At 68.2% G+C, this 21,370-nt stretch carries 19 protein-coding genes and 1 tRNA gene; 11 read left to right on the forward strand and 9 right to left on the reverse strand.

Features of this window, described 5'->3' with window-relative positions:
* Positions 1 to 47: 47 nt before the first annotated feature.
* Positions 48 to 932 (reverse strand): homocysteine S-methyltransferase family protein, encoded by an 885-nt coding sequence (locus ACN9M4_RS18080; RefSeq protein ID WP_426300343.1) that lies wholly within the window; start codon positions 930 to 932, stop codon positions 48 to 50.
* 11 nt (positions 933 to 943) lie between these two features.
* A complete protein-coding gene (gene dcd, locus ACN9M4_RS18085; RefSeq protein WP_426300345.1) occupies positions 944 to 1,519 on the reverse strand; it encodes a dCTP deaminase in 576 nt (191 codons plus the stop codon).
* A 117-nt stretch (positions 1,520 to 1,636) separates the two neighbouring features.
* On the opposite strand from dcd, the gene ACN9M4_RS18090 reads away from it, so the two are divergent.
* Entirely contained in the window at positions 1,637 to 3,445 is a 1,809-nt protein-coding gene (locus ACN9M4_RS18090) for a CAP domain-containing protein (protein ID WP_426300347.1), read from the forward strand.
* A gap of 10 nt (positions 3,446 to 3,455) precedes the next feature.
* Here ACN9M4_RS18090 and ACN9M4_RS18095 read toward each other — a convergent pair whose 3' ends face one another.
* Positions 3,456 to 3,899: a hypothetical protein gene (locus ACN9M4_RS18095; protein ID WP_426300349.1), complete on the reverse strand. Its 444-nt coding sequence runs from the start codon at positions 3,897 to 3,899 to the stop codon at positions 3,456 to 3,458.
* 184 nt (positions 3,900 to 4,083) lie between these two features.
* Here ACN9M4_RS18095 and ACN9M4_RS18100 point away from each other — a divergent pair, with 184 nt between their 5' ends.
* Both ACN9M4_RS18100 and ACN9M4_RS18105 read left to right on the forward strand, forming a co-directional pair.
* Entirely contained in the window at positions 4,084 to 5,586 is a 1,503-nt protein-coding gene (locus tag ACN9M4_RS18100; protein WP_426300351.1) for a D-alanyl-D-alanine carboxypeptidase family protein, read from the forward strand.
* Between the two features lie 112 nt (positions 5,587 to 5,698).
* Positions 5,699 to 5,772: transfer RNA gene (locus tag ACN9M4_RS18105), tRNA-Gly, on the forward strand.
* Positions 5,773 to 5,841: 69 nt separating this feature from the next.
* On the opposite strand, the gene ACN9M4_RS18110 is transcribed toward ACN9M4_RS18105, so the two are convergent.
* On the reverse strand, positions 5,842 to 7,236 hold the full coding sequence (locus ACN9M4_RS18110; protein WP_426300353.1) for an MFS transporter: 1,395 nt from the start codon (positions 7,234 to 7,236) through the stop codon (positions 5,842 to 5,844).
* A gap of 186 nt (positions 7,237 to 7,422) precedes the next feature.
* Between ACN9M4_RS18110 and ACN9M4_RS18115 the strand changes: the two genes are divergently transcribed.
* A complete protein-coding gene (locus ACN9M4_RS18115; RefSeq protein WP_426303528.1) occupies positions 7,423 to 8,277 on the forward strand; it encodes a LysR substrate-binding domain-containing protein in 855 nt (284 codons plus the stop codon).
* A gap of 16 nt (positions 8,278 to 8,293) precedes the next feature.
* Here the strand turns inward: ACN9M4_RS18115 and ACN9M4_RS18120 are convergent, their stop codons facing one another.
* Complete coding sequence (locus tag ACN9M4_RS18120; RefSeq protein WP_426300355.1) at positions 8,294 to 8,902, reverse strand: TetR/AcrR family transcriptional regulator; 609 nt, start codon at positions 8,900 to 8,902, stop codon at positions 8,294 to 8,296.
* A 99-nt stretch (positions 8,903 to 9,001) separates the two neighbouring features.
* On the opposite strand from ACN9M4_RS18120, the gene ACN9M4_RS18125 reads away from it, so the two are divergent.
* The 4 genes from ACN9M4_RS18125 (at position 9,002) to ACN9M4_RS18140 (ending at position 12,144) form a co-directional block, all read left to right on the forward strand.
* Complete coding sequence (locus ACN9M4_RS18125) at positions 9,002 to 9,307, forward strand: hypothetical protein (protein ID WP_426300357.1); 306 nt, start codon at positions 9,002 to 9,004, stop codon at positions 9,305 to 9,307.
* Between the two features lie 48 nt (positions 9,308 to 9,355).
* On the forward strand, positions 9,356 to 9,784 hold the full coding sequence (gene panD, locus ACN9M4_RS18130) for an aspartate 1-decarboxylase (RefSeq protein WP_426300359.1): 429 nt from the start codon (positions 9,356 to 9,358) through the stop codon (positions 9,782 to 9,784).
* A 133-nt stretch (positions 9,785 to 9,917) separates the two neighbouring features.
* Positions 9,918 to 10,856 carry an AEC family transporter gene (locus ACN9M4_RS18135; RefSeq protein ID WP_426300361.1) on the forward strand — a complete coding sequence of 313 codons (939 nt, stop codon included), beginning with the start codon at positions 9,918 to 9,920 and terminating at the stop codon, positions 10,854 to 10,856.
* 247 nt (positions 10,857 to 11,103) lie between these two features.
* Positions 11,104 to 12,144, forward strand: a complete 1,041-nt coding sequence (locus tag ACN9M4_RS18140; RefSeq protein WP_426300363.1) for a zinc-binding dehydrogenase — start codon at positions 11,104 to 11,106, stop codon at positions 12,142 to 12,144.
* A 23-nt stretch (positions 12,145 to 12,167) separates the two neighbouring features.
* On the opposite strand, the gene ACN9M4_RS18145 is transcribed toward ACN9M4_RS18140, so the two are convergent.
* Positions 12,168 to 13,187 carry an EamA family transporter gene (locus tag ACN9M4_RS18145; RefSeq protein WP_426300365.1) on the reverse strand — a complete coding sequence of 340 codons (1,020 nt, stop codon included), beginning with the start codon at positions 13,185 to 13,187 and terminating at the stop codon, positions 12,168 to 12,170.
* 74 nt (positions 13,188 to 13,261) lie between these two features.
* On the opposite strand from ACN9M4_RS18145, the gene ACN9M4_RS18150 reads away from it, so the two are divergent.
* Positions 13,262 to 14,170, forward strand: a complete 909-nt coding sequence (locus ACN9M4_RS18150; RefSeq protein ID WP_426300367.1) for a LysR family transcriptional regulator — start codon at positions 13,262 to 13,264, stop codon at positions 14,168 to 14,170.
* A 22-nt stretch (positions 14,171 to 14,192) separates the two neighbouring features.
* Here ACN9M4_RS18150 and ACN9M4_RS18155 read toward each other — a convergent pair whose 3' ends face one another.
* The 3 genes from ACN9M4_RS18155 to ACN9M4_RS18165 form a co-directional block, all read right to left on the reverse strand.
* Positions 14,193 to 16,832: a trehalase-like domain-containing protein gene (locus tag ACN9M4_RS18155; RefSeq protein WP_426300369.1), complete on the reverse strand. Its 2,640-nt coding sequence runs from the start codon at positions 16,830 to 16,832 to the stop codon at positions 14,193 to 14,195.
* Between the two features lie 165 nt (positions 16,833 to 16,997).
* Positions 16,998 to 18,836, reverse strand: a complete 1,839-nt coding sequence (locus tag ACN9M4_RS18160; RefSeq protein ID WP_426300371.1) for a hypothetical protein — start codon at positions 18,834 to 18,836, stop codon at positions 16,998 to 17,000.
* A 156-nt stretch (positions 18,837 to 18,992) separates the two neighbouring features.
* Positions 18,993 to 19,982 (reverse strand): LLM class flavin-dependent oxidoreductase, encoded by a 990-nt coding sequence (locus tag ACN9M4_RS18165; RefSeq protein WP_426300373.1) that lies wholly within the window; start codon positions 19,980 to 19,982, stop codon positions 18,993 to 18,995.
* A gap of 191 nt (positions 19,983 to 20,173) precedes the next feature.
* Between ACN9M4_RS18165 and ACN9M4_RS18170 the strand changes: the two genes are divergently transcribed.
* Entirely contained in the window at positions 20,174 to 20,581 is a 408-nt protein-coding gene (locus ACN9M4_RS18170) for a hypothetical protein (protein WP_426300375.1), read from the forward strand.
* A gap of 287 nt (positions 20,582 to 20,868) precedes the next feature.
* A complete protein-coding gene (locus ACN9M4_RS18175; RefSeq protein ID WP_426300377.1) occupies positions 20,869 to 21,369 on the forward strand; it encodes a hypothetical protein in 501 nt (166 codons plus the stop codon).
* The last annotated feature ends 1 nt before the right edge of the window (position 21,370 follow it).

A 21,370-nucleotide genomic window follows, 5' to 3' on the forward strand; every position in this document is an offset into this window, starting at 1 on the left:
TCTCCCGCGACCCGGGCGAAGCTAGGGCGAAGCTAGGGCGAAAAGACCTAGCCCAGCTGCCGGCTGATGGCCGCGATGTGTTCCGGGCCGATGCCGCAGCAGCCGCCGATGATGCCCGCGCCCTGCTCCCGCCAGGCCGCAGCCCACTCAAGGTAGCCGGCCGGGTCAAGGTCTTCGCGCAGGTCGTCCAGGCCGTCGTTGGCGGTGGCGTCCTCGGGCTGCGGCGGGAAGGCGTTGGCGTAGACGCCCAGTTCCAGCTCCGCGCCAAGGCCTTCCGCCGTTGAGCGGGCGGCTTCGAGGGCAGCAGCCATGACCTCGGGGCGGCTGCAGTTGAACAGCAGCGCTTCCGCGCCCATCCCGACGGCGGCCTCCGCGGCTTCGGCGACTTTCTCGCCGGAGCGCAGCAGGGCCGGGCCGGAAACGTCTTCGTCCCGCAGGGTGAGGGAGAGCCAGAAGGGCTTGCCGTCGTCGGGCAATCCTGCGCGGATGGCCCGCGCTTCGGCGATGGAACTCTGGGTCTCCGCCAACCACAGGTCCACGTGCCCGGCGAGCCCGGCCACCAGGGGCGCCAGCACCTCAGCCGCGCGGCCGGCGTCGAACAGGTCGGGGCGGTAGGAGCCGAACAGCGGCGGCAGCGAACCGGCCACGCGCACGCTCTGCCCGGCGGAGTCGGCAGCGGCACGGGCCAGGCGCCCGGCGCGGGAAGCCAGGGTGCGGGCGTCCGCGGCGAACCGTTCCTCGCCGATGTGGAACGGCACCAGGGCGTAGCTGTTGCTGGTGATCACCCGGGCGCCGCTGGCGATGAAGTCTTCATGGACGGCCTGCACCTGCTCGGGGGCTTCCATGAGCGCGAGTGCGGACCATTCGGGCTGCCGGAAGGGTGCCCCGCGGCGTGCCAGTTCGCGGCCCATGCCGCCGTCGAGGAGTGTCAAGGAACCCAAGCTCAGATGTCCGTCCGGTGGAAGTTCAGGAAGCTGCGGCTGGCGGTCGGTCCGCGCTGGCCTTGGTAGCGGTTGCCGTATTCGCCCGAGCCGTAGGGGTGCTCGGCTGCGGAGCTGAGGCGGAAGAAGCACAGCTGGCCGATCTTCATTCCGGGCCAGAGCTTGATGGGCAGGGTGGCGACGTTGGACAGCTCAAGGGTCACGTGGCCGGAGAAACCCGGGTCGATGAAGCCCGCGGTGGAGTGGGTCAGCAGGCCCAGGCGGCCCAGGGAGGACTTGCCCTCGAGGCGGGCCGCGATGTCGTCGGGCAGGCTCACGGTCTCGAAAGTGGAGCCGAGCACGAATTCGCCCGGGTGCAGGATGAACGGCTCCTCGCCGTCCACCTCCACCAGCCGGGTCAGCTCGGGCTGCTCCTCGGCGGGGTCGATGTGGGCGTACTTGTGGTTGTCGAACAGCCGGAAGAAGCGGTCGATCCGTACGTCCACGGATGACGGCTGGACCATGGCGGGGTCGTACGGCTCCAGGACGATGCGTCGGGAATCGATTTCGGCACGAATGTCACGGTCAGAGATCAGCACAGCATCAAAAATACCGTAGGTTCCGTGCAGGCATGGCGTCCGCGGAAGTCTGCGACTATAGTCCGGGACCATAATCCGCCGCTGCCTGCTGGGTGGCACGACGCGAGCTGGTGAATAGTGAAACGAACTGCGGCAGCTGGGGCCGCCCTTCTGGCCTGCCTGATCGCCACCACCGTTCTGGGCGGCTCGTCCCTTGCCGGGCTCCAATCGGGAAGCCCGACGACTGCGGCAAGCGCCACGTCCTCCCCCGCTCCCTCCGAGGGGGCTGCTTCCGCCGTGCAGCCTTCGGGTTCAGCGTCGCCTTCCGCTGGCGTGCCTTCCGCTGGTGCGTCGACGACCGCCGCGCCGACCCCCTCGCCGGAAACCCCGGCGCCCGGAGCGTCACCCACCCCATCCGCGTCGGCTCCGTCATCGTCGGCTTCCCCGGTCCCGGAGCAGCCCGCCCAACGGCCTACATCCCCGGCAGGGGCGCCGCCGGAGGTTCCGAGCATCCCGCCGCTGTGGGGGCCGGACCCGCTCCCGGCCGCGAAGACCAAGGCCCCCAAGGCCGCAGCAAACACCCCGGCCGCCAAGACCGCTTCCGCTTCGGACGAGGGGCCCACGGAGTCCTTCACGGCGGTCCGGGCGGCGGAGGTAACCCAGCTCGCTCCCCAGGCCCTCGTGAAGGACGACAACTCCGCCGCCGTGCTGGCGGTCTTCAACGCCATCAACAGCTACCGGGCATCCCTGAAACTCAACCCGGTGAAGTACCACCCCACCGTGGCATCGCTGTCCCAGGATTGGTCGGACAACATCGCCACCCGCGAGGTGATCGAGCACCGGGCGAACTTCTGGCTCGACCCCCGCGCACTGAACCCGGACCGGGGCGCAGGCGAAGTGATCGCAGTGCGCTGGGACCGTGACGCCGCGAAACTGGTCGACTGGTGGAAGAGCTCACCCGCCCACGACGCCATGCTGCGGGATCCGCGCTTCAACGTGATCGGCGTCGGGGTCACCTTCACGGACGGAAACTGGCAGACCACCCCGAACCGCTACACCATGTGGGGCGTGGTGAACCTCTTCGGCTACAGCACCCTCCCCGCCGGTACGGTGAACCGCCCGGGCGGTCCCGTCACGCCGCCCACCCCGCCGGCGGCGGATGCGTGCACGCCCCTCGTGAAGCAGCAGCCGCCCACCTGGGACCTCACTGACGCCGCGGTCCGCGGACCGGGCGACCTGGTCGCCGTCGACCCCTACGGGAAGCTGCGGGACTACCCGGCGCTCGGTGATGGAAGCTTCGGGCCGGCGCGTGCCGTGGGCACGGGCTTCACCGGGGCCAAGGAACTCATGGTGACGGACTGGGACCGGGACGGGGCCTTCGACGTGCTCTCCCAACAGCTCGACGGCAGGCTCCTGCTCTACCCGGGCCTGGTGGACGGCGGCTTCGCGGCCCCGGTGCAACTGGCCGCCGGCGGCTGGCAGTCGATGACCATGGCGGTGGGCACCTGGTGCGGCAACAACCGGCTGCCGCAGATCCTGGCCACCAACTCCAAGGGCCAGTTGTACCTGTACCCGAACCGGGGCCTGACGGCCCTGGGCGCCGCAAGCAGCCTGGGCGTCACCGTTCCGGGGCAGCGGCTGGCCATGGTCGATTACGACGCCGACGGCCTGCAGGACCTGCTCGCCGTGGAAAGCACAGGCAGCCTGCGCCTCTACCGCGGCAGTGGCGTGCCGGCACCGAAGGCGGAGACCCGGCCCGTTGTCGGCACAGGGTGGACGGACTACACCGGCCTGCGTTCCCTACGGGATGTCACCGGCCTGAATACCACGGGCATCGCGGGGCTGACCGCGGACGGGACGGTCGAATACTGGGACCTCAGCAGCGGAAAGTTCACCACGGTCACCACGGTTTCCAGCGGCTGGGGAAGCCTGAAACTGGCGCAGTAGCGCGTCGGCCCTACGCGGCGTTCTCCTCTTCAAGCACGCTCTTCAGCTTTTCCAGCTGGAGCACTTCGGCTTCCATCGTTTTCTGGATCATGCTGCCCATGAGCTTCTGGAGGCCCTTCGGATGGAGCTCCAGCGCGAAGCGGAGCCGGGTGCCCGTGCCCTCCGTGCTCAGGTAGTAGCCGCCGAGGGGCCGGGCGGGGCCGGCAACAACCTCAAAGCGGACCTCCGCGCCGGGCCGCGCCTCGACAATCTGGAAGTCGGCGGCAAGTGGCCGCCCGCCGGGGCCAAGCAGGGTCTGCTGGTACACGGCACCCTTCTCGCCGGCCTTGCCGGAGCGGAGGGAGATACTGCGGATGCCGTCGCGCCACAGCGGGTTGTTCAGCCCGTCCACGAGGAAAAGGTAGACACTCATGGCGTCGCGGCCGATCAGTACTTCGTGCTCTGCGAATGCCATGGGATCCCCTTCAATGTGCGACAAAACGATGTAGCCCGGTTCCCCATGACGCACAGCTATCCGTTTCAGGATAGGCAGGGCCGCCCCGGCGGGACACCGTTGGGGCGTGCCTTAACCGAATCTTTATTACATCGGAACCCGTAGTGCGGTAGAGTTCCCGGGCCGCAACAGAAGGGGACTGTTCATGCCTGCCTCCCACCACACGAGCCAGGTCCGGGTCCGACGACGCCGGGCCAGGGTCCGCTTGCCGCTCGCCGTTTCGCTGTGCGCGGCCCTGCTGCTGGGCACCCCGGCGACGGCACCCGCAGCGCCGGCGCGCACCGCCGTCGTGCCCGCCGCCCGGGCTGCAGGCGCCGCCCCGGCCACCGTCAATCCCCTGCCGAGCCTGGCCCCGGTGTTCACTGCCGGCAGCACAGCGGTGCTGGTCAACAAGTCCCATCCGCTCAACCCGCTGCGCTACGCCCCCGGTGACCTCGTCAGCGTCCGGGGCAGCGGTTACTACCTGCGGGCGCAGGCGGCGAGCGCCTTGGATTCGCTTTTCACCGGGGCGTCGAACGCCGGGCACGGCCTGGCGGTGGTCAGCGCCTACCGCTCCTACGACACCCAGGCCAGCCTGTACGACTACTACGTCCGCACCTACGGCCAGGCCTACGCGGACACCATCTCCGCCAAGCCCGGCTACAGCGAACACCAGACGGGCCTGGCGGTGGACGTCGGCAACGCGGGCGGCTCCTGCGGCCTGTCCACGTGCTTCGGCGAGACACCGGCCGGACGCTGGGTGGCGGCGAACGCGTACCGTTACGGCTTCATCGTCCGCTACCCCAACGGCTATTCCGGCACCACCGGCTACAGCTACGAACCCTGGCACCTGCGTTACGTCGGCCCCACCATCGCCGCTGACATGCGTGCCCGCAGCTTCCCCACCCTTGAGCACTATTTCGCCGGCAACCCGGCGGCCGGGGCCACCATCAAGAGCGGTTCGGAGCTGCTGGCCGCGGACTCCGCCGGGCACCTGCTTCTCTACTCCGCACCGCAGGGCGGGAGCTACCGCTACCGCTCAACCATTGGCGGCGGCTGGTCGAACCTCAAGCAGGGCTTCGTGGTGGACTGGAACGCGGACGGCGTCTACGACATCCTCGCGCAGTGGAAGAACGGCGTGCTCGGCCTGTACCGGGGCCGGCCCGGCGGCGGGTTCGACGGGCTGCGGAGCGTGGGCTGGGGCTGGGCGGACATGACCATCACCGTGGGCAAGCTCTCCCGGAGCCAGAAGTATCCCGGCGTGCTCGGCTACAGGCCCGACGGCGGGCTGCGCTACTACGCGAACAGTTCCGGCGGGGCGCTCGGTGGTTTCGCCTCGATGGGTCCGGGGTGGGCCGGCCGCGGGATTACGCTGGCCGACTGGAACAACGACGGCAACAACGATGTCCTCGCGCAGCTGCCCGGCGGCGCCCTGTTGTACTACAAGGGGAACGGCGCGGGCGGCATCGCCTACCCGTCCACCATCGGCGGCGGCTGGCAGGTGATGACTTCGGTGGCACCCGCGTTCGGCTATGCCGGGCTGGGGACGCGCGGCCTCCTCGCCCGCAGGACGGACGGCACGCTCAGCCACTACGGCTTCCGCAGCGGCAGCTGGGCCGCTCCGCAGCCCGCCGGAAGCGGCTGGGCGCCGATGAAGCTCTTCAAATAGGCCCGGATTGCTGCCGCGTGTCGTGCCTCCGGTGAGTCTGGCAAGACACGCCTGTGATCTGCGCTAAGCTGGGATCTGCTCCGGCTCAGTCTTCGACAACAGGCCGGGCAATGCGGGCGTAGCTCAATGGTAGAGCGCTAGCTTCCCAAGCTCGATACGCGGGTTCGATTCCCGTCGCCCGCTCCACACAGCTCCACACAGGAACACCCCGGTCTTCGGACCGGGGTGTTCCTTTTTGCGCCGGTTCCGAGGCCCCTACGCGGGCCGCGGCACGATCCGCACCAAGCGGCGCCGGTTCTTCAGGTCCACCTTGAGCTGCAGCGCCGACTTCCGGGCCAGTACGACGGCGACCGTTGCGGCTGCGAGCGCCGGCACCCCGCCTGCCACCAGGATGGCCAGGTGCGGGTTCAGGTGTTCGGCCAGCCAACCCATCATCGGCCCGCCAATCGCCTGGCCGCCGATCAGCACCACGAGGTACAGGCTCATGACCCGGCCTCGGATGGCCATGTTGGCGCTGGTCTGCACCAACTGGTTGGCGGCGGTGAGGAACATCAGGCACCAGAATCCCGAAAGGACCATCGCCGCACCGAACCACGGCATCGACGGCGCCAGCGCACCGAGGCACAGCATCAGCCCGTACATGCCCGCGCCCAGCACCACGGAGCGGAGGCGCAACTGCCGCCGTCGGGCGGAAGCGATCGCCCCGCACAGCGCACCGAGCGCCACCAGGGCGTTCAGCAGGCCGTAGCCTCCGGCACCGGCCTCGTACACGTGGTCCGCGAAGGCGGCCAGCAGCACCGGCAGGCTCATCCCGAACACCGCCACGAAAGCGGCCATGAGCCACGGCCAGTAGATGGTGGGCTTGCGGAGCGCGTAACGCAGGCCCTCGGCAAGCATGCCCTTGCGCCTGGGCGCCGGCTTGCTGAGGTGCAGCTCGCCCTTGCGGAGCAGCAGCAGCGTGGTGATGGTGGAGCAGCAGGCCAGGGCGTTGCCAGCGAAGGCCCAGCCCGGTCCGACTGCGTTCAGCAGCACGCCTGCGAGGGCCGGGCCGATCAGGCCGCCGAGCTGGAAGGTGGTGGAGTTGACGCTGATCGCGTTGCGCAGGTAGGTGGGTCCGACGAGTTCGTTGACGAAGACCTGGCGGGCGGGCTGGTCGAGCACGGTGACAAGGCCCAGGATGAACGCGATGACGTAGACGTGCCACACCTGCACGGCGCCGCTGAGGGAGAGCACCGCGAGGGTCGCTGCGAGCGCGGCGGCCACGCTCTGGCAGAGCATGAGGATGCGGCGCTTGGCGAAGCGGTCGGCGATCATGCCGCCCCACGGGCCAAGCACCAGGGACGGCAAGAACTGCAGGGCGACAGTGATGCCGACGGCGGTGACGGAGCCGGAAAGCTGCAGCACCATCCAGTCCTGTGCGATGCGCTGCATCCACAGCGCGATGACGGCCACGAAATGGCCGATCGCGAAGACCCTGAAGTTGTGGATCCGGAGGGAGATGAAAGTGTGCCGCCAGGGCAGGCGTTCGCTGACCAGGGCGATCGGCTGGGTGACGCTGTCCGGGTCGCGGGCGGCGTCGCGGGCGGCGGAGCTTAGGGAGTTGATGGCGGAGTGGCCGACGGTTGCCTCGGAGGGTGGAGGGGGTGCCAAGGGAGTGTCCTCATTCAAGCGTTTGGTTCAGGCAGGATTCGGTTTGGGTGGTTTCACTGGAATGCCTTTAACGCTAGGGTTGACCGCGGTAATCATGGAAGCGTATTGGCCTTATAACTCCTATTGCGTTCCGCAATGAGGTGGTGAGGCCTTGGCCCGTCGAGGAGTCCGGTGTCCGATCCAATGCTGTTCGATCCCGTGCAACTCCGCTCTTTCCTGGCCGTGGCGGAAACCCTGAGCTTCACCAAGGCCGCCGAGCGTCTGGGCCTGGCACAGCCGACTGTCAGCCAGCACGTGCGGAAGCTCGAGGCCGCGGCCAAGCGATCGCTCGTGGCGCGGGACACGCGGGACGTCCGGCTGACGGACAACGGGGATGCCATGGCCGGTTTCGCCCGCAGCATCCTGGCTGCCCACGACGACGCCGCGCGCTACTTTTCCGGGTCCGCGATGCGCGGCCGGCTGCGCTTCGGCACGGCGGACGACCTCGCCATCACCGGCCTGCCGCGGATCCTGCGCGAGTTCCGCCAGCTATATCCGCAGGTGAACCTGGAGCTCACGGTCAGCCAGAGCGACCAGTTGTACCGCCGGCTCAATGCCGGCCAACTGGATCTCGTATTCGTGAAGTGGGTGGGCGAGGCCAAGGACGGCACCGTGGTCCGGAAGGACAGCTTCGACTGGGTAGGCCTGGAGCAGACCGCGCTCGATCCCCGGAGCCCGGTGCCCCTCATCTGCTACCCCGCGCCGAGCATCAGCCGGAAACTCGCCATCGACGCCCTCGAGGCCAAGGGACGTACCTGGCGGGTGACCTGTTCCACCAAGCAGATCGCGGGAGTCCTCGCAGCGGTACGGGCGGGTATCGGCGTCGCTGTCATGCCGTCGTCGCTCGTTCCGGAGGACCTGAAGGTCATCACGCACCGTTTCGACCTCCCGCCCGTGGGCGACGTGGACTTCACCCTGATCCGCAATCCGCTGGCGAACGCCGAGGCGGTCGATGCCCTCACCCAAGCGATCATCGGCAGGACGCTGCGGAAGCAGGCGTAAGGCTCCTGGCGCGTGGTCAGCGGCCGGCCGCCGGCCCGCCGTCGTCGGAAATCAGTGCCTGCGCCGCCATCCTGACGGTATTCACGACGGCGACACGCCGCCGCTCCGCGCGTCCGGACCCTTCGCGGGCGAAGAGTCCGTCCATTTCGGGCAGGACGGCCCAGGAGTCGCACAGGGCGATGATGGTCAGGAGCAAATCCGCGGCATCTTCTTCGGTGACCCCGGGCAACGCCTCCATGACCCGCGCGATCTTGTGCGCAGAGTTCGCCTCGCGCGCTTCCCGGTCCACCATCAATTCGCCGCGGTCCAGCCCCTCCCAGAAGAGCAGGCGGGGCAAAGTGGGGTCGGCGCAATGCCGCGAAAAGAGACGGCCCGCGTAATCGGCAATGGCTTCGGGGCCTTCGCCTTCAATCTGGATCTCGTCCATCACGAGCCTGAGCTGGGAGGCGACGACCGCGTCGAACAACTGCTCTTTCTTACCGAAGTACTGGTAGATGCGTTCCTTGTTGACACCGGCGATCTTGGCGATCCGGTCCACTCTTCCACCGGCCAGTCCATAGCGGCAAAATTCAATTGTGGCAGCCGCAAGCAACAGGCTCTTGGTTCGTTCCTTGTCCCATGCCATGCATCCACCTTAACAGATTCCAACTAGATGGTTGCAGATTTAACCGAACGCCCTTACGCTGGTCTCATTCAAAAAAACAACTAGTTGGTTGGAGATTTCATGACCACCTCAGGGAACAGCTTGCAGCCCTCCGCTGCACAAACTCCGGCAACGCCCGCCCCCCCGCACGCACCCTCCATCCACATCCGGGCCTTCATTACCTGGTTGGCGATCTTCCCGCTGGTCAGCGTCGGAATGCTCCTGCTCGGCCCCTTCATGGAGAGCTGGCACCCGGTGCTCCGCGCACTCCTGCTGACCCTGCTGGTGGTTCCGGCTGCCGTGTACTTTGTGGTGCCGAAGCTCTTTGTCGCTTACGGCATGCTCGTGAAGCGCAGGGTGCAGCGGGCGGCCCGGGACCGGGCGTAATCCACATCACAGATCGGTTGTCGTGGCCCGCGCTAAACTTGAGCCGTTATGAACCGCACAATGTTTAAGTCCAAGATCCACCGGGCCACGGTCACCCATGCCGATCTCCACTACGTCGGCTCCGTCACCGTGGACCTCGATCTGCTGGACGCTGCGGACATCCTGCCCGGCGAGCTCGTGTCGATTGTCGATGTCACCAACGGCGCCCGGCTGGAGACCTACACCATCGCCGGCGAGCGCGGTTCGGGCGTCATCGGGATCAACGGCGCTGCCGCGCACCTGGTGCACGTGGGCGACGTCGTCATCCTCATCACCTACGCGGAGATGACCACCGAGGAAGCCCTGGCCTACGAGCCGAAGGTGGTCCACGTGGACCGCAACAACAAGATCCTCCAGCTCGGCAGCGATCCCGCCGAGGGCCACACGCCGGGGCTCCTGCGCCCGCCGCACGCCCTGAGCAACGCCCGCCAGCACTGAGCGGCTCTAGGCTGCCGCCCCGCGTCCACATAACGGGAATCCACCCGCCCGGCTCCGCCCCCGCGAATAAATCTGATTACGCTGGGACGGTGACCCTTCCCGGCATTCCACCAAGCACTCCCGGAACCCTGCCGTGATCGAGGTACTTTCGGGCTTCTTCGTGGTGTGGGCGATCATCGGCGTCGGCTGGTTCGTCGGCAGGCGCGAGCTCCTGGGCCCGAACGCCGGGCACACCCTCAGCCGCCTCGCTTTCTTCGTGGCCAGCCCGGCGCTCCTCTTCGAAACACTGTCCAAGGCCAGGCTCGAGGATGTGCTGGGCCCGCAGCTCGCCGCCGCGGCGATCAGCGGAACGATCGTGGGCACCATCTACGTATTGCTCAGCAAGTTCGTGCTGAAGCGGAAGATGCCCGAGGCCATGATCGGCGCCATGAGCGCCAGCCAGGCCAACAGCGCCAACCTCGGCATCCCGATCGCCGTCTATGTGCTGGGCGACGCGAGCTACGTGGCACCCCTGCTGATCTTCCAGCTGGCCTTCTACAACCCGGTCAACCTGATGATCCTGGACGCCACCCGCGGCAGCCGCAGCGCCAAACAGAACCCCCTGCTGAAGTTCCTCCTGATCATCCTGAAGAACCCGGTAATCGTGGCGTCCGCGTTGGCGCTGCTGCTCTCCGCACTCCACCTCCATCTGCCCGACCCGGTCCTGCAGCCGATCCACTTCATTGGCGGTGCGGCGGTCCCGGCCATGCTCATGTCGTTCGGCATGTCCCTCAACGGCAACCGGCCCTTCTCCGCCGCGAGCGGACGCCGGACGGACATCGTCCTGGCGTCCTCCTTCAAGCTCATCCTGCACCCGGCGCTGGCGTTCCTGGCGGCGCACTTCATCCTCGGGCTCAATGACCATGCCCTGTTCGCGGCCACGATCGCCGGCGCCCTCCCCACGGCGCAGAACGTCTTCGTGGCCGCCAACCGCTACCAGCAGGGCATTACGATCGCGAAGGACACGGTGCTGATCACCACCGTGGTCGCGGTGCCCGCGATGCTCGTCATCGCCGCGTTCCTGCACCCTTGAGGGGCATGCGCCGCTCTGGCCAACCGCCCTGCCCAACTGACTCGCAGTTGTTGTCGTTTTCAGCCCTCAAAACGACCTTAACTGCGAGTTAGTTGGGGCGCGGCACCCCACCGCCAGCTGCGCACCCGGGCGGCGGGCGCCGTCGTTGTGTCCGGCAAAGCAGGCAGGCCCGGTTTGCCCGGCGGGCAGAACTGGCAGGATATGAACGGGACGCCCGGAGGCGTGCCAGCCCTGGAAGGAGTTTTGGATGCGTGCGGTGTACTTTGACGAATTCGGCAAGCTGCCCGAGGTCCGGGAAGTCCCGGATCCGGTTCCGAGCCGGAACGGGGTAGTGGTCCGGGTGGAGGCCACCGGGCTGTGCCGCAGCGATGTACATGGCTGGTTGGGCCACGACTCCGGAATTCCGCTGCCGCATGTGCCCGGGCATGAGCTTGTGGGAACCATTGAGGCTGTGGGCCCCGATGTCCGCCGCTTCCAGGTGGGCCAGCGCGTGACCACACCGTTTGTCTGTGCCTGCGGGGAGTGCCCGGAATGTGCCTCGGGCAACGGCCAGGTGTGCCGGGACCAGACCCAGCCGGGCTTCACCCACTGGGGTTCCTACGCCGGGCTGGTCGCCCTGCACAACGCCGATTTCAACCTGATTGCCATCCCCGAAGACATGGACAGCGGCGCCGCGGCCCTGCTTGGCTGCCGCTTCGCGACGGCGTTCCGCGGGCTGCAGCACCAGGCCCGGCTGACGGGCGGCGAGACCCTCGTGGTGGTGGGCTGCGGTGGTGTGGGCTTGAGTGCGGTGATGATCGGCATCGCCTTGGGCGCCCGCGTGGTTGCGGTGGATATCGACGACGCCGCCCTGGCACGCGCTGCACGGCTGGGCGCCACGCACACGGTGAACTCGCTGGGGCTGTCCCGGCAGGAGGTGCTGGCCGCCATAGCGGCCGCCGCGCCGGAGGGAGTCCAGGTCTCGGTGGATGCGCTGGGGCGGGAGGAGACGGCCGCCGTCGGAATTCTCTCCTTGGCCCCGCGCGGCCGGCACGTGCAGATCGGGTTGTTCCCCGGGGAACCCGTCATCCCGATGAGTGCGGTGATCGGCAAGGAACTCTCCGTGCTGGGCAGCCATGGAATGCCTGCCCGGGATTACCAGGGCCTGCTGGATCTTGTGGCGTCCGGGGCGCTCCGGCCTGAAGCGTTGATCGAGCGGCGTTTGGTGCTCGACGATGTGCCCGGCGCCCTCGCGGCCATGGCGCAGGACCGTTCGGAACTCGGCGTGGCTGTCATCCAGGTGGGCTGAGCACGGCCAGCGTCCCCGGCCGCTCAGGCCGCCGGGCGCGGAAGCCGCCCGCCCGGCCGCCCGCCGCCCGACTGGCCGCCGCCCGGCCGCCCGCCCGGCCGCCCGCCGCCCAGCTGGCCCAGCAGCATCGCCCCGAACGCGAGCACCAGGCCCAGCGTCTGCAGGGGACCAAAGCTCTCCCCCTTCAGCAGCACGCCCAGGGTGGCAGCCATGAGCGGGGAAAGGAAGCCGAGCAACGATGCGCGGGTGACCGGCAAACGCCCGATCGCCCAGAACCAGAGGGCGTAGGCCAGCAGGCCGCCCACCAGTCCCAGCCAGAGGTAGCCTCCGACGGAGCGGGCGTCGAAGACGGGCGGGAATCCTTCCACCAGGAGCGTCACCGGCAGCAGGAACAGCCCGCCCGCCGTGAGTTGCCAGCCGACCATCGCAATCGGCCGCACACCCGCGGGCCGGCCCCATTTCTTGGTCAGGACAATCCCAAGGGCCATCGACGCCGTTCCCGCCAGGCCGGCCGCCACGCCCAGCACATCCATCCCGGCCGAGCGCCCCAGCACCACGAATCCCACGCCGGCGGCGCCGGTCACCGCCCACGCAAGGCGCCAGAAGAGGAGCCGCTCCTTCAGCACGGCCACCGCCAGGAACACCACAACCAGGGGCTGGGCCGCGCCCAGGGTCGCGGCCACCCCGCCGGGCAGGTGCTCGGCGGAGATGAACAGCAGCGGGAAGAAGAAGCCGATGTTCAGCAGGCCCAGGGTGGCGGCCCGGAAAAGCCACACTCCCTTCGGCAAGGCACGGCCGAGGGCCAGGGCCACCAGGCCGGCGGGCAGGGCCCGGGCCAGGCCCGCGAACAAGGGATGCCCGGCGGGGAGGAAATCAGTGGTCACCAGGTAGGTGGTGCCCCAGACCAGCGGGGCGAAGGCGGCGAGGGCCGTCACCGCTGCGAGCGGGAGGGCTCGACGGCGGGCGGCCGGCTTTTCGCTGTTCCGCGCCGGACGGGCCGGGAGGGTCTTGGGGGTCTTGAGGGTCTTGACCGATGAACTCATGCTCCAAAGGTCTTACAGATAAATGAATGAGTCCAACACATAGATTTCATCAGAACAATGAGCAGAATAGATGCATGGATTTGCAGCAGATGCGGTACGTGGTGGGCATCGCGGAGACGGGGAGCTTCACGCGTGCGGCGGCCAGGAACTTCGTGGTGCAGTCGGCGCTCAGCCACCAGGTGGCGGCCTTGGAGCGGGAGCTCGGCGTGCAGCTGTTCGTGCGCTCGAGCCGTCAGGTCCAACTGACAGAGGCCGGCAAGGCTTTCCTGCCCCATGCCCGTGCGGCCCTGGAGGCTTCGGAGCGGGCGCGGGACGAGGCGGCCGCGGCCGATGGCGCCGTGCGCGGCAAGCTGCGGATCGGTTTCATCCCCACGCTCACCGCCGTCGAACTGCCCGCACTGCTACGTGAGTGCCGCTGCCGCTTCCCGGAACTCACACTCGAGGCCAGGGTCTCCAACAGCGAGGAAATGATCCAGGAAGTCCGCACCGGCACGCTGGACGTGGCCTTCCTCGGCCTCCTCGACGGCACCTTCGCGGCCGAAAGCGTCGAAAAGGGCACCGTGCAGGGGGTCGCCGTCCGGGAACTGAACCGCGATACCCTCGCCGCAGTCCTCAACGAGGACCACCCCCTGGCGCGGCGAAAGAAGCTGTCCCTGAAGGATCTGGCCGAGGAGGCGTTCGCCGACTTCCCGCGGACCTCGGCCGGGCGGAAGCAGAGCGACGCCGCGTTCGCCCGGGCCGGCGTCGAACGCCAGGTTGCCTACGAGCTGGGCTCGATCGAGCTGACGCGGGAGCTGATCCTCAACGGGCTCGCCGTCACCCTGCTGCCCAGCCGCTATGCCGCGCGGCTGGCGGGGGTCGCCGTCGTGCCGGTCAAGGAGGAGACAGCCCGGCACGAATACCTGATCTGGGACCGCTTGAACCCCAGCCCCGCGGCCCGGTCGTTCACGGCGCTGGTGGCGGAGTATTCGGCGCCGGCCTAGCGGAAGCGTCCAGGCAGGTCCTCTATTCCTCTTCCACCGTGGAAAGGTAGCGGTCCAGCAGCTGCGCGCAGCGGATGAAGCCAAGGTGCGAGTAGGCCTGAGGGTGGTTTCCGAGGTGCGTTTCCGTGCCGGGATCGTATTCCTCCGGCAGCAGTCCGGTGGGCCCGAAAAGCGCCACGAGCTGGTTGAACAACTCCAAGGCGTCGTCCATCCGCCCCACTGCAAGATAGGCCTCGATCAGCCAGGTAGTGCAGATGTGGAAGCCGCCTTCCAGGCCCGGCAGGCCGTCGTCGTAACGGTACCGGAACACGGTGGGTCCCACACGCAGTTCCCGTTCGACGGCGGCGACGGTGTCCAGGAATCGCTGGTCCCGGACATCCAGCAGGCCGGACAGTCCAATGTGCAGCACCGCGGCGTCCAGGTCCGGGCTGTCGTACGCCACGGTGTAGGAGCTCGCTGAATCGTCCCAGCCTTCGCGAAGCACCTCCTCCCGGATGGCGTTGGCTGTTTCTTCCCACCCGGCGCCGACGGGCCTGCGGAAACGGACGGCGGTGTGCATGGCCCGGTCGAGGGTCACCCAGCACATCACCTTGGTGTAGGTGTGGTGGCGCGGGGCACGGCGGGCTTCCCAGATGCCGTGGTCGGGTTCGTGCCAACGCGCCAGCACGGCCGAGGCCATCTGCTCCATGAGGGTCCAGTGCTCGTCCGGCAGCGTCCGCCGGCGTTTGCCGAGGCCATGGATGAGCTCCGCGATCGGCCCGAAAACGTCAAGCTGCACCTGGTGGTCCGCGGCGTTCCCGATCCGCACCGGCCGCGATCCGGCGTAACCGGGGAGGGTGTCGATGATGGCCTCCGTCGATAGGGGCGCGCCGGTCACGGAGTACAGCGGGTGCAGCCACTCGGGCCCCGGAGCGTTCTCCAGGATGCGGCCCAGCCAGCGGAGAAAACCGTCAGCCTCCTCCGTGGAGCCGAGGTCCACCAGGGCGTTGACCGTCATGGAACCGTCCCTGAGCCAGCAATAGCGGTAGTCCCAGTTGCGGGTTCCGCCGATTCCTTCCGGCAGCGAGGTGGTGGGCGCGGCGAGGACGGCGCCCGTGGGCTCGTGCACCAGGGATTTCAGCACCAGCGCCGAGCGCCGCACCAGCGACGGCTTCACGGCGGGCAGCTCCAGCTCCCGGACCCACTGCCGGGATTGCTGCGCGACGGCGGTCCGCCGCGCGGGCTCTCCGGCGGGGTCGGCCGTCGCCGGCTCAGTGTCCCCGCACCGCAGGTTCAGGACCACGGGCCCGTGGGCGAGGCTCACCTCGGCGGTGGCGGTGCCGTGTTTGCCGTCACTGGTGACAGTGAAGGCGACGTCGGGAGCGGAGAGGACGATGGGCTCCGAGGTGCCCACGACGTGCAGCTCGTCGCCGCGGACCTCCATGCTGAAGGGGGCGTTCGCGTAATCGGGGCGCGGCGCGAACACGATCCGGGCGCTGCCGGCGCCGGACAGCACCCGGACAAGGCTGGTGACGCCGTCCGGCGCGGGCTCCAGGTAGTCCGTGACCAGGAGGTCGGCCCAGCGGGTTTCCACGATCATGGTGTTGTCCACATAGCGCTGGCCGAGCACCTGGGAGGCCTTGACCGGCTCGACGCTGAAGTGGCCCGCGGGGTCGCCGCCCAGGATGTGCGCAAAGAGGGAGCCGGAATCGGGCAAAGGATGGCTCATCCAGCAGATTTTGCCTTCCGGGGTGAGCAGCGCCGTGGACGTTCCGTTACCGATCATCGAGTGCCGTTCCAGGCCCACCGCGTCCTCGCCGAACAGCCAGGCCCGGCGAAGTTCGAACAGGATGGCCAGGACCTTGGCGAAGGACTCGGGGTCCGGGAGGCGGTGGGTGGCGGCAGTCTCGCCGGGGCCCACATGCAGCCCAAGGTCCGGGCCGCGCAGGGTCGCCAGGGCAAGTTCGTCGCTGTCGGCGTCGCCGGCGAACAGGGCGGCACTCGCGCCGAGGGTTTGCCGCAATTGCTCCAAGGCAGCGTCCTTGGAGGGTTCAACAATCGAAAGGTCCAGCACTGAGCCGTCCACGATGAAGAACAGGCCCAGCTCCTGCGCGATCTCGCGGGCCCGCCTGGTCACCCTGGCGACCACGTCCGGCGTCGCAGGCCTGGTGCGGACCCCGACGGCAGCCGGCTTCCGTTCAATGGTGATGCCCTTTTCGAAACCGAGGGATTCCTGCAACGCAACCGCGGCCTGCTGCAGGACGGCCTCCGTGCCCATGGACACCCCGTAGGCGTAGGCCATGTCGAATTCCACGCCGTGCGAGCCCACCAGGTGGACTTCGGCGGGCAGCCGCGAGACGGCGGCCAGGTCACGCAGGGAGCGGCCGGAAATGACGGCGGCGTGCGTGTTCGGCAAGGCCGCGAGCGCCCGGAGCGCGACGGCGGCGCTGCCCAGCGGAAGGGTTTCGGTGGACACCCCTTCGGCCTCGCACAGGGTTCCGCCGTAGTTGCAGGCCACCAGCAGGCCGGGTGTGCGGGCCAGCATCCTCAGCTCCGCGAGCAGTTCCGGGGTGATGCCGTCATCCGCCGCGTTGGACTGCACGAATGCGCGCAGCAGGCCCAGCGGCAGCGACTTGGTCAGCAGGGCCGAATCGGCCACGGATTGGTTGAGCGGGGTGGGCATGGGCGGCATCCTTCCGGGTGGATGCGTCCAGTTTCCGCCCGCCCGGTTTCGCCTGCGTGGCCCTTGTGTTGCCGGGGCGTAACGGGTCTCCGGGACCCACGACCGTCGGCATGCCTGCGGCCCGGGAACCATGCGGTTCCCGGGCCCCAGGCCTGTCCTTGATGCCTAGCGGCGGGCGCGCCGCCGCGTCGCCAGGAGGAGCACGACGCCGGCCGCGCCGAGCACGCCGCCGGCCAGTCCCAGCGGGGCCAGGCCCGCCGGGGTACCGGTTTCGGCCAGCTCACCGCTGGCAGCAGACTGCACCTCGCCCGGGTCCGAGGCGGTCACGTTCCCCGCGGGCCGGATTTCCGACGCCAGTGGACGGGTTTCCGCCGGCTTCTTCGGCGGTGTGGGCTTTTTCGGCGGGGTGGGTTTCTTCGGCGGCACGGGCTTGATCACCACGTCGCTGTCGATGCCGGTCACGGTCTGGCCGGCTTCGACGGTCACCGTTGCCGCGCTGGCGAGGGTCTTGCCGCCATACCAGGACTTCGTGCCGGCTTCCGTGGTCGCCCAAAATTCAACCTTGTAGGAACCAGGCATCAGGCCGAAGGCTTCGTAGTTTCCGTCAGGTTCCGGAAGGGCATCACCGATTTCGCGGCCGGCAAGGTCCAGGATCCGGATGAGCGTCGCGTCCGGTTCGAACGGTGCTTTGGCCTGTCCGGTAATCACTGACTCGGGCACGGCAGCGAAATCGATCCCCGGGGTCGTCAGCCCCTCGGTCACGTCCACCGTGGTCGCCGTGGCCATGGTCCCGCCGTACCACTGGTTGGCGTAGCCGCCGATCTCACCGTAGAGCTGAACCTTGACCTGGCCCGTGGGAAGACCACTCACTGTGTAACTTCCATCCGGGTTCACCATGGCAAAGCCGGCGGGCGGGCCAAAGCGCGGATGGGGATTCTCGGCCGGGTAGACCCGCACCATGAGGGGTCCGTCGCCGGTGTATCCGGAAACCGTTCCGCTCAGGCTTCCCGCGGCGGGCAGCGTGAAGTCGATCCCGGTCACGGCCGCTCCCCCGGCCACCGCCACGGGCGTTGCCGTGGCCTCATCGGCGCCGCCGTGCCAGAGCGGATCGCTGCCGATCGGGCTCGGGAAGACAGCCACCTTATAGGAACCGGCCGCAAGTCCGGAGACCGTGTACGTGCCATCGGCAGCAGCATTCGTCACGGACACCGCGATGCCTGACAGGTCGAAGACCTGCACCATGGTGCCCTCGACTCCCCCGCCGCCTGGCCGGGTAATGGTTCCGGAGATGCTGGCGCTGCCGGCGTCGACCGTGAAGGAGACATCCTCGCCGGTAATTGCCGCGCCCTCGGCCACCACGATGACCGGGGCGGATTCCGGGCTCAGGCTGTTGCCGTTCCACACCGAGGGGTAGCTTCCGGTGGTGCCTATGAAGTTGAGTTTGTAGGAACCCGGAGCAAGGTTTTCCAGAATGTACTGGCCGTCGGGATCGGTCGCCGTCGCGGCTGCCGGGAAGTCATAGGAGCCGTCCAGGAAGGCAGTGACCACCACCGGTTCCGGTTCCGCGCCAGCGTCGAAGGTCACCGTGCCGGAGATGGATGCCGCCAGCAAGAGCGAGGCGTCCACGCCCGTGATCTCCTGGCCGTCCGCCAGTTCGATCCACGGGGCGGCGTCCTCGCTCAGGGCTCCGCCGTTCCACACGGCGGTGGTTGCCGGATTGGCGAACATGATCTTGTACCGACCCGGCCACGTCCCGGCGAAAGTGTATGCGCCGGTGGCGTCGGGCGTGATTTCCGAATCAAGCATCGTGTAACCCTCCGGCATTTCAACCAGGAGGGAAACCGTCGTCTGCGTGACGTCCGCGCCCGCGGGAACCGTAACCGTCCCGGACATGCTGGCCGTTCCCGCGGCATGGGCCGGGACGACGCCGGCAAAGACCATGCCGGTCAGCAGGGTCAGTAAGAGAACAAGGCGCAACCGCGCCCTGGAGATGGCGCGCGCCATGGAGCCCCCAAGATATTCATGAATAGATGCGAAGGGTCGGCGCCGCAGCGCCGAGTGATGAGCAGAACTCTATGGCCCCGCGGAGCCGCGGCTCAAGTCGGGAGCATCAAGAGTCCGCCGGTCTCCCTTTGCGTTCGACACGCGTGCCGGCAGTCCCTACGCCGGCACCAGCCCCGCGGCCCGGGCGGTGAGTTCCACCGAGCGCAGGCGGCTCTGCGTGCTGGTGCTTTGATGGGCCACGATCAGTTCGTCGGCGTCGGCGTGCTTGGCGAATTCGTCGAGGTACTCCCGCACGGCTTCTGGCGTCCCGACGGCCGAGTACTGCATCATCTGGGCAACGTGCTGGCCTTGGGCCGAGTCGAGGATGAGGTCGGCTTCGTCGTCGGTGAAGGTGCGGCCGTTGCCGAAGAAGGTGGAGATGCGGGCCCGCTTCACGTCGAGGTGCATCTGCTGCGCCTCCGACGCCGAATCCGCGGCCACCACGTTCAGCCCCGCGATCACATAGGGTTCCGCGAGTTGTTCCGAGGGCTTGAACTCCCGGCGGTAGAGGGCGACGGCGTCCTGCAGCGCGGCGGGCGCGAAGTGCGAGGCGAAGGCGTACGGGAGCCCGAGCTGGGCTGCCAGCCGCGCCCCGAACAGGGAAGACCCCAGGATGTAGAGCGGCACATTCGTGCCGCGTCCCGGCGTCGCCTCGACGCCCTGGATCCGGCTGGGCCCGCTCAAGTAGCCCTGCAGTTCCAGCACGTCCTGCGGGAAGGTGTCCGCCGCCGTCGGGTCCCGCCGCAGGGCGCGCATGGTGTTCTGGTCGCTGCCGGGCGCGCGGCCGAGGCCGAGGTCGATGCGGCCCGGGTGCAGGGTTTCAAGGGTGCCGAACTGCTCGGCGATGGTCAGCGGCGAGTGGTTGGGCAGCATGATCCCGCCGGCGCCGAGGCGGATGCTCTCCGTGTTGGCGGCGATGTGCGCGATCAGCACGCTCGTGGCCGAGGAGGCGATGGAGCTCATGTTGTGGTGCTCGGCGTACCAGATCCGGCGGTAGCCGAGCCGCTCGGCCAGTTGCGCCATGGCGACGCTGCCCGCGAAGCTCTCCGCCGCCGTCTGGCCTTTGCCGATGATTGCCAGGTCCAGGATGGAGAGGGGAACAGTCACGTCGGTGCCGGCCTTTCGATTGCGTTCAGGCGGCCGCGTTTCCGGCCGCATTTGGGACAACGACGGCGGGTGGCCGGGAAATTCCTGACGGCCGGGGTGGGTCGGGTCACCTGCTTTGTGGTTCCCGGTCCTGGGGGCCTTGAACCGCTGTCCTCAGCGGAGCATCCTGAATCCGACAGAGGAGAGCACCCATGGAACCTCACAACCACGATGAAGGAACTGCCGGAGTCCTCGCCGCCCTTGCGTATATCGATAACGTCGGCTTCCACGGCATCGCCACCAACCTCACCGGCCCGGCACCGAAGATCGACCGCAACTGGGCCGCGCTGATCGGCAATGCGCGCATCGCCGTCGCCGCTACAACGTGGCCTGGCCAGCTGGATCCCCAGGTCCAGGCGTTCCTCACGGCTGCCGCGAAGCTTGTCGCTGCACTCGAGCTGCGGGACACCGATGCGACGAAGGGACCCGCCGGGGAACTGCACATCAGTTACCACGCGCTCAGCGACGCCGGCTGGCAGCACCTCGCCCAGGCCGCAGGCATCGCGGCGGGGGCGCATGGAGCGGAAGGGCACGCGGGGCACGAGCACCATCATCACTAGTGCTGTTCCATAGCCGTCGGCGATTGCTGCCCTGTGCTCTGGACAAGCCCTACCGGGGCGTCCACTATGTACCGTGAAGGCTGAAGGGCAGGCAAGGGGAGCCCGCCCTTCGTGCCTTCGAGGCCGTTGAGCGTCCTCGGGGAGGACGGCGTGATCATGTCGCCGCAGCGCGTTCACGCGCTGCAATCAGGGCTTGTCCCGATCGATAAGCGGTGGTCGGTCTCCTCCGTCAATTCCTGATGGTGCGCTGCAGTCAACGAACCCCTCGCACCCCTTGAGGAACAGTCATGAAGAAAATCTTGCGCGCGCTCGTGTCAGTGGCCCTACTCGCAGGCCTGACCCTGGTCGCCCCACAAGCGGCCAACGCCGAGGACATATTCGGTCCTTTCCCGGCGTGCCCGAACTTCGATGTTTCCCTTTCCTTCTCCGGCGGCAACCAAGGCCTTCGCGTCACGCGCCTGCACAATGGCGTGGTCTACACCGTCACCGCCGGAAGCGGAACGACGATCAAGTTCTACGCAGTGGATCGCCAGACGGGAGCCTTGCTCCGGTCCGTGACGTTCGACACGAAGGCCTCCGTCACCAAGACGGCGGAGAGCGGCGACGTCACAAAATACACGATCAAGGGGTACGGGACGCTGCTTCTCTTCCCCACGGATCCGGGTGGACCCTCAACCACTGTCTACAACGGCAGTGTCGCTTTCACCCTGAAGACCGCCACGGGAGACCTGGTCAGCACCGTGGTGAACAGCGGACGGCAGTTCGACATCTGCGCCGCGTTGTCATGAC

Origin of the sequence: Arthrobacter sp. R-11, assembly GCF_049913155.1 — a bacterium.
In the GTDB taxonomy this organism is placed as follows: domain Bacteria; phylum Actinomycetota; class Actinomycetes; order Actinomycetales; family Micrococcaceae; genus Arthrobacter.